8 protein-coding genes are annotated in these 6,568 nt (G+C 49.2%); 2 read left to right on the forward strand and 6 right to left on the reverse strand.

Translation table 11 applies throughout. The features are described from left to right. From KOR42_RS22565 to KOR42_RS22590, 6 genes are all read right to left on the reverse strand, one after another. Entirely contained in the window at window positions 1-1,431 is a 1,431-nt protein-coding gene (locus tag KOR42_RS22565) for a hypothetical protein (protein WP_146512100.1), read from the reverse strand. A gap of 84 nt (window positions 1,432-1,515) precedes the next feature. Beyond that, a complete protein-coding gene (locus tag KOR42_RS22570; RefSeq protein WP_146512101.1) occupies window positions 1,516-1,749 on the reverse strand; it encodes an ECF-type sigma factor in 234 nt (77 codons plus the stop codon). Then, window positions 1,698-2,702, reverse strand: a complete 1,005-nt coding sequence (locus tag KOR42_RS22575) for a hypothetical protein (protein ID WP_146512102.1) — start codon at window positions 2,700-2,702, stop codon at window positions 1,698-1,700. Before KOR42_RS22575 ends, KOR42_RS22570 begins: the two co-directional genes overlap by 52 nt. Before the next feature lie 278 nt (window positions 2,703-2,980). Then, entirely contained in the window at window positions 2,981-3,325 is a 345-nt protein-coding gene (locus KOR42_RS22580) for a cupin domain-containing protein (protein WP_146512103.1), read from the reverse strand. A gap of 141 nt (window positions 3,326-3,466) precedes the next feature. Continuing rightward, on the reverse strand, window positions 3,467-4,201 hold the full coding sequence (locus KOR42_RS22585; RefSeq protein ID WP_146512104.1) for a hypothetical protein: 735 nt from the start codon (window positions 4,199-4,201) through the stop codon (window positions 3,467-3,469). A gap of 399 nt (window positions 4,202-4,600) precedes the next feature. Beyond that, the gene (locus tag KOR42_RS22590) at window positions 4,601-4,882 is read right to left on the reverse strand and encodes a hypothetical protein (RefSeq protein ID WP_146512105.1); all 282 of its coding nucleotides are present in this window, start codon (window positions 4,880-4,882) and stop codon (window positions 4,601-4,603) included. Between the two features lie 217 nt (window positions 4,883-5,099). Between KOR42_RS22590 and KOR42_RS22595 the strand changes: the two genes are divergently transcribed. Further along, on the forward strand, window positions 5,100-5,927 hold the full coding sequence (locus KOR42_RS22595) for an ArdC-like ssDNA-binding domain-containing protein (RefSeq protein ID WP_146512106.1): 828 nt from the start codon (window positions 5,100-5,102) through the stop codon (window positions 5,925-5,927). Window positions 5,928-6,188: 261 nt separating this feature from the next. Then, window positions 6,189-6,446, forward strand: coding sequence for a type II toxin-antitoxin system VapC family toxin (locus KOR42_RS22600; protein ID WP_146512107.1), 258 nt, complete (start codon window positions 6,189-6,191; stop codon window positions 6,444-6,446). Window positions 6,447-6,568 lie beyond the last annotated feature (122 nt).

The following is a 6,568-nucleotide window of genomic DNA, read 5'->3' on the forward strand; positions in this document are numbered from 1 at the left end:
CTACGTTTCTAAACTTACAAGATACTGTGCAACAGCAAGGTGTCCGGCTGACTGTTTGTTGGCATTCTTTGAATTACGAAACGCCGTGGTCAAATCAAGTCTACTGTCGTATTTGAAATGCACTTGAACCAGTTCATGGAGCCATTTTTCGTCTGCGTTACCAAATTTCTGATACCGTACAATGGCTGCTGAAAGAAACTGTTCCATCGCTTTGGTATTCTTTGCTGCGCCGTGTGCATCGGCAATTGCAACAAGTAAATCTGGATTGGGCTTTTTCTTCAGACCACTTTCTACTGCCTGAATCGCGGCACGGTATTCTTTGTCATCGCCCCTTTCCGCAGCGCTTCGAGCAAAGATCGCCTGGGCAATCGCTCGGTTGCCGGTCATTTTGATCTTCGCACCGTACTCCTGAGCCTTCTTGTAATCCCCCATTCTGGCAAACTCCTCCACAAGCAACATTTTGCGTTCATCGGGCATGCCGACCTCCGCGAGGAGTTGATCGCCAAGTGGATCCTGACCTGCCCGATACGCAGCGATGGCGACGGCGGTTTGAACGTAGGGTAGTTGTTTCAGTTTTAAGATTGAGACAGCATCTTCAAGCCGGCCGCCTTTAATGAGGGCCTCAACCAAAGCGGCCAGACATTTCTTGGGTTCCAGACCCAGTGGCTGTTTCTTTGCGACTTCCAGACCTTGGTCAAGACGTTCTAAACGACAGCAGGAAAAGACAATCTCACGACACAACTGCTCACTGCCAACAGGAATTTCATTGGGAATGAGGTCCAGGCGATCTGCCCTGGCGAATGCAGTCAGTGCATCGACAGGAGGATGTTCTTGTTTCTTTTCGATCTGTTCCTGATCGGCAAACATCTGCGCAGTTTCGAACGAGGCGAGAGCACGATCAATCTGCCCTGACTGTGCAAGTGCCGTCACATGGTCAAGCCGAAATTTGTACTCCTCCTGGTTCCTTCCTTGAGAATTGTTTGTCAGTTCCCTCAGGTCTAGAGCTTCATTATGAAGTCCCGCTCGTGCAACGATTTGATGATGTATAAAGACATTACTTGTCGCCGGGTTTGTTGCAACCCTGCGAATCAGAGGTTTGATAATTTCTTGCGCCTCCTGAAACCGACCCGCGTCAATCATCCCTTTCAAGGCGAATTCATATCGTTCAACGATGTGTTCAAACTTGGCTCCTCGTTCAGCCGCATCTTTGATGGACTCAACGGAACCAACTTGGCCAAGGGTGAACATCAACTCTCGGAAATAAAGGCGTTTCGGCGTCGATGTTTTGATCTGATGGCCGTAAACCGCGGCTTGTTCGGCCCATTTCGTGGCTTCTCCACGAGAAGTGGGATTAGCAGCGCGGGCTGTACCTGGAAATAGAACTATTCCGAGCATCAAGACAATGAGTGGATGTGTCTTCGAGTAATTCATTGGTTGCAATCTCCGTTGTTGAGTTGATTCGTCAGTGGTAACGCAATCTTGTCCCCTGAAAGGCCAATCTCCAAACATTGACATTCACTCACCGGCCATTTGGCGGTAAAGCCAAGCCTTGGCGTATTGCCAATCACTGTTGACCGTGCGGACTGAAACGCCGACCTGTACGGCGATTTCTTCTCGTGACAGTCCTCCGAAAAACTTCAGTTCGACAACTTCGGCTGCTCGAGAAGAGTTCAGAGCGAGAGCATCCAGCGCTTCGTTCAACTCCAGGACGTCAAGAGTACTGGCGTCAAAGAGAATCGAAATGGGCAATGGATTTCCGCGACCAAATTCTCCACCTCGCTTTTGGGCATTTCAATCCCACTTTCAGCCAGCTCAATTTTGGCGTCCTCTAATCGCCGCAAGATTCTATCTAATCCACTTTTTGTGCCCACTGGATTATTCTGGTTGCCAGCCCCTAGCCTTCGTTCCATCTTTCGAAACTCTGAGTGACTCGGGAAAAATCGAGAACTTCGAGCCACGTACCACAACAGCGACACCCCCAAGGTCCATCCCACCCACACGAGTAGCCAAGCATTAGAATGCGAAGTTAACAAATCTGGCTTGAAGCCAGAAACGAGAGCGACGAGCAACAGAAACACTGGAAACAACAGTACTGCGGCAAAAGCGTCAATGTTGATCGCTTGACGACTTTGTTGACTCATTCCACTGGCTGCCCAGACATCAAACAGCACGAACAGAACGTACCCAACAAGGCAAGTGGGAAGGTACTCGACCCAATCTATGCGTTCTGTGGGAAGAATAATGAAATCAGGTACGACAAGCTCCAAGACTGGAACGTAAACCACAGGTAATAACGGAAGGAGCCTGAAGGCAATGACACCAAGTACACTTACAGTGCTTGCCAAAGGCAAAAGTACCGGACGAACAACTGACCAATCATTCTGAATGCTTGAGCCTTCGATTGCCCCGTGAGTGAAACAACAACATTTCAAGGAACCTTCGGAAAAGATCCAGACAAAACAGCTATAGGCTCTACGAAACATCCGGCCTCCTCTGAGCTCTAAATCCATATCGCAATCAATTGGATAGTGGGAGGCATCAGGGGCTGTCACGCTCCCATCAGCTTGCAAACGAATTTTTCCTGCTTGTTTGGTTAAAGGCAAAGGCAACCCAAAGCTGAGGCCAAATGGATTGAAGAACCTGTAGAGTCCGAGGCCCAGGAAGAAGAAGATTCCAGTTGCTAGAAAATCAGAGAGGTTCATTTGGCTGAATCCCGGTGGGAGAAGGGGAGAGAGAAGACGTGGCCACGGTGGCCACGTCTCACACCTAGATTGGCAATGTTGGTCTACGATTTTTTGGTGCTGCTGGCAGCGCCAGCATCGATTTCCTTTTGCCTCCTTTCTGCTTCAATCTGTTCTCTTCGTCTGTTGCCTTCCTCATTGGCTTTCTGTTGTGCGTTGTCGGATGACATCTTCGCTCTCCTAGTCAGAATGAGTTTCGTCGATTGTTGGGAAACAAAAGTAAGGCATCGACGAGACCATCACTTTTGCATTTGAAGAGACCTGGGTCGGCTATTGCCCTCGATCTCAAATACGATTGCATATGCCCAATCGCCTAAGATCCTTGGTCGATGGGGCAGGCCGGAGGGAATATGGAGAACATCACCCGGTCGAGTGATGTCTGATTCGGAATCGGGGTAATCCGTCGCGACTTCGCAGCCCAGGACATGGACAATGAATGTGTCTTTGTTGTGAACATGGAATGCAGAGGAGGCTGCTTCCTCGCTCAACTCCACTTCCCGGACCGTCACGCCATGAACAGCGTTACAATAGATTTGCACGGAAACGTGCCCTGGCTCGGACTCGAACTCGGCGCGTACCTTCATCGCAGGCTCCTTGTGGTGACTTTTTTCACGATGAATACGCTGGTGTTTCAGCGTAGTGATTGATGCTTCGGTTGGTATTTCGGCGCCAAAGCGTAATGGCCACGCAGGGCTACCTGATGGTACACCCGCACGGGTGTGGCATCAAGTCTTTCCGTGGTTTTTTTTGTGAATCCCCGAGGGGCGTTCAATTTGAGAAAACTCATTGAGTTCTGTTAACGAGAACACATATCGCCCACTGACTTTCTTTCCAATCCGCCCATCCATCGCAAGCTTCTTTACCGACTCGCTGCTCAAGCCGAGCACTTCTTGAGCGACATCATTACCAACAATGTCATCCATTCCAAATTGTAATTCTCGAAACTCGCGTGAGAGTTCATCCACGACTTCTTGAAAGGCCTGCGGTGCTTCAAGTTCTTCGACGCACTCGGCTAACTTTCCAGCTTTGGAACGAATTTGTTGGGCTTCTTCTCGGAGTGTTGCTAGCTCAGACCCGAATTCTTCAATCGATTCAGTTGTTTCTCGAATCGATCGTTGTTCGACTTCACCTAATGACTGGAGTTTTTCCCGGATTGCTTCTTGCTGTACTTCCTTGTTCACACGATCAATAGTCTCAGAGCCTGCTCGACCAGTCAACTTCGTGACGTTCGGCTGATGACTGACATGCCGAATCGCGCGTCTGATTGCCTCTTTATTGTCTCGTATGAGTTTCAGATTGACTTCGCGTACGACTGAGCCCAGCTTATACAGTTCTTGTTGACACTCGCTTACAACTTGGAGGTAACCATTTGTTTCTCCTTCAGGCAATGGCACGTCAAAGATCTGAACAACTGTCGTGGCCTCTTGCAGTTTTCCCAGAAACTGATGTATCTGCTTCATCTCATTTGCGACAGTTTTGTTGAGAGCCAAGTCAGTTTGCCAATCTCGTTCTGCAATCGCAGATAAAGCATGATGCTGAATTTTCAAAATCTGTTCAGTCGCATCTTTAGGTGATATTGGCTTCACATGCTTCGCGAGATTGAGTTTGCCACGCCGTAGACCTTTTTTAGTGTTCGGTCCAGACGTCCCTATTTTTTCTCCTCGCACTGGTATGCTTCCGCTCTGACTGTGGTACCGCTTGAGTCTCTCATTAATTGACTTCAAGGCTTTCCGAAGCTCAGAGGAGCTGGATGTGAGGCTAGTGGGAGGTGTTGTAAGCTTACGCATCGTTACCTTTCCGCTACAGCAGACCACAGATGGTCCAAATCGTGTTGAGTCGATTTCTCTTGAATTTTCTGATCAGTGTGGCAAATTGGGTCTATGGACTTCGAGAGAATATGGACTCTCACTTCGGGCCGCATTAAAGCGGAAATCATCCTGGGCCAAGCTCCTCGAAGCAAAGCTTTCTTCTATGACACCCGAATCTTTCGCCCGTTCACTGACCCGAAAACAGGTCAAGAAAAACGGGCTTACACGTTCGGTGTGAAAGACCTGATTCATGTCGCAAAGCTCTCTCTTCAGGCTGAAAGCTGGATCAATCACCAGCTGCGCAATCAAAAGGTAGTCGATCTGGGTCGGCATTAGCACCTTTCTTCCACTTGCTCCGAATAGGGTTTGGGGTTTTTGCCCTTGTTCTGGGTAAGCCTCATTGTATCACGGCGTCAAGGTCCGCCCCACTTGAGGTGGGGCTGCTGCTTTTTCGTCTGCGAAAAAGGCTCCACCTTGACTGTGCCGTGCTTGGGAACGGCTGACCCATCTCCGGGTCAGATCAATCCATTCGTTTCCAAAGGAGCACGTTATGAATCGTCAAGACGCAATCAAACTGTCCGAGAAAGCACTCACAGATTTGGTAGGAGCACTCAAAGAAGGCAAGAGTGAAACGCTCATTCAGTACCTCAGTATGCTCCAAAGGTTTCATCATTACTCATTCGGGAACATCATGATGATTTTCTCGCAGAAGCAGGACGCTGAAAGGGTGGCAGGATTCCACACTTGGAAGAAACTTGGTCGTATCGTCAAGAAGGGAGAGAAGGGAATCGCGATTTTTGCACCAATGAAGTTCAAGCAATCAGAGGAACAGGAAAGCGACTCTGAGGATGAGAAAGTCATCAGGGGATTTCGAGTCGTACATGTCTTCGATATCTCACAGACGGAAGGAAAGCCACTTGCAGAGTTTGCCTCAATCGAAGGTGACCCAGGAGAGAATATCACCATGGTGAGGGGACTCATTGAGAGTGAAGGAATCACGCTAACGTACGAAGCAATTCCAGGAGGAGCACTGGGAACTTCAGCAGGTGGAGCAATCAGTATCATTCCAGAGCTCGAAGCAGCCGAAGAATTTGCAGTATTGGTGCATGAGTTCGCACATGAGTTACTGCATCGTGGGGACCGCAGGAGCGAAACAACGAAAACGCTTCGTGAGACCGAAGCTGAAGCAGTCTCGTTTGTCGTCTGCAACGCTGTCGGATTAGACACCTCAACTCGCTCTAGCGACTACATTCAGCTCTATCAGGGTGACGAGAAAGTTCTCTCACAATCGTTGGACCTCATCCAGAAAACAGCAAGTAAGATTCTTGTTGGCTTGGAACAGGACGTTCAAGAGGAAGAGATTCGGGCAGTTGGCTAACAGCGCTTGTGTGACCCGCATGGATGCGGGTTGCACTTTTTTCGCTCGTGACCAAGGGGGCAACACTGTGATATCATACGGGCATGAGCAAAGCCTCCAAACAGGACATCATAGATGAAATTGACCGACTACCAGATTCTGTACTCGGTCGTCTCTACAAGTTTATCCGAGCTCTCCGCACCACAAAGCGCTCGCCCAAGCAAATTCGCTCATTTAGCCTCAAAGGGCGCTACGACAATGATGACGTTCGATCTGTAGCGTATGAGTAGGCTGCTGGTTGATACCAATGTGCTGGTCTACGCCATTGACCAGGATTCAAAGTATCACCTCTGGCCGCGTCGAGTGCTCACTGATGAAAACACGGAAATCTACACGACAAGCAAGAATCTTTCGGAGTTTCTCGCTGTTGTCACCAGAAAAGATGGTCCACATCTGAGTTGCTCAGATGCAATCAGTGTCATCGGTGACTTTCGCACATCCTGTAACGTGCTTTATCCAGATGCTCTGTCGTACGTGTAGACATCGGTTAGAAAACGTAGCGCTCGACGGGCGAAAAACGGAGCGCTGTTGTTGATAAGGAACCCGGTGGAGGGATGTGAGCGTCTCGGCCGGGAGTGTCGGTACAGGTTATTTCGTCTTTG

The sequence above is a fragment of the Thalassoglobus neptunius genome (assembly GCF_007859735.1).
Classification (GTDB): Bacteria; Planctomycetota; Planctomycetia; order Planctomycetales; family Planctomycetaceae; genus Thalassoglobus; species Thalassoglobus neptunius.